The organism is Mesorhizobium sp. M4A.F.Ca.ET.050.02.1.1 (assembly GCF_003997725.1).
Taxonomy (GTDB): Bacteria; Pseudomonadota; Alphaproteobacteria; order Rhizobiales; family Rhizobiaceae; genus Mesorhizobium.
The window spans coordinates 1-1248 of sequence record NZ_RZSG01001187.1 but is presented as its reverse complement, the minus strand read 5'-3'; the positions used below and the strand labels follow the sequence as shown (position 1 = coordinate 1248).

Genomic DNA, 1248 nt, shown 5'->3' with positions numbered 1-1248 from the left:
GTCCCTCGGCGTCGAAGAGCAGTTCTATCTCGTGTGGCCAGCCCTCTTGTTCATCGCCAGCCGATTGTGGCGGGGCCATCAGTCACCGATCGTCGCGGCGATCTGCCTTGTAGCGCTGACCAGCTTTTCGATTGCCCTTTACCTGGTGGCAGTCGATCCCAAGCAAGCGTTCTATGCTCCCTTCAGCCGGGGTTGGGAACTGGCGCTAGGCGGCCTGCTGGTTTTTGTTCCACCGATCGGCCGCCGGGGCACTTCCGAGGCATTCGGACTGTTTGGCCTTTGCCTGATAGCCGCTAGCGCCATCTGGCTATCCTCGAGCCAGCCATTTCCGGGACTGAATGCACTCGCCCCAGTGGCTGGGGCTGTCTTGCTCGTCTGGCCTTGTTCCCCGTCTATCGCTACGGCGGTCCTTTCAAGCGCGCCTCTCCGCTTCACAGGCAAAATTTCATACAGCCTGTACCTCTGGCACTGGCCGATTCTGGTCTTTTTCCGTCACTATGCCGGCGGTGCGATGCCGACAGCGGGCGAAGCGCTGATCCTCATCGCGGCAGCCTGGGTGACGGCTTATTTGTCCTGGCGATTCGTCGAAGAACCCGTTCGCCGACTGCGGCAGCCTCCGTTGAGAACCGTCATCGCCGGCGCGACCACCGCGTTGATCGTTGGTCTGGGCGGCAATTCAATCTTCCAAGGCGGGGGTATCGCCAGCAGGATCCCGAAGGAGGTCGAGGCGATGCGCAGCCTCGAGGTGATGTGGGATTGGCCATGTCCGCAGATGGTCGAGATAAGCGAACTGGACGGCACGTTTTGCGCATTCGGAGCACCTTGGGACAAGGCGGCACGCCATGCCATGCTGTGGGGCGACAGCCATGCGGAGCATCTCGCCCCACTATTGGATGCGGTTGGCCAAAGGGAGAATACGGCCTTCTTTCTTTATCATGCCTGCCCGGCCGCATTCGGAGAAGGTGTCCATCGCGACTTTCCGGAGCAGCCTAACTACCGGGAAAGCTGCGCATCGTCCCGAAAGGCCGTGGTCAGCATGCTGAGACAGCGCACGGACGTCGACCTCGTGGTGCTGTCCTCTGCCTGGACAAGCCTTGCCTACACCAATGTCGTTGCTGACGACGGCAGGCAAGCGGACAAAGTCCTGCTGATGCGCGACGGTCTGCGAAGCCTCGTTGAAGAAATCACCGCTCCCGAACGGCGCATTGGAATCATTGGTCAGGTGCCGGGGCCCGGCCTGGATTTGAC

At 61.1% G+C, this 1248-nt stretch carries 1 protein-coding gene; it reads left to right on the top strand.

What is annotated here, in order from left to right; translation table 11 throughout:
• The coding region (locus EOA33_RS36175) for an acyltransferase family protein (RefSeq protein ID WP_145989527.1) at positions 1 to 1248 on the top strand (1248 nt) is incomplete at both ends.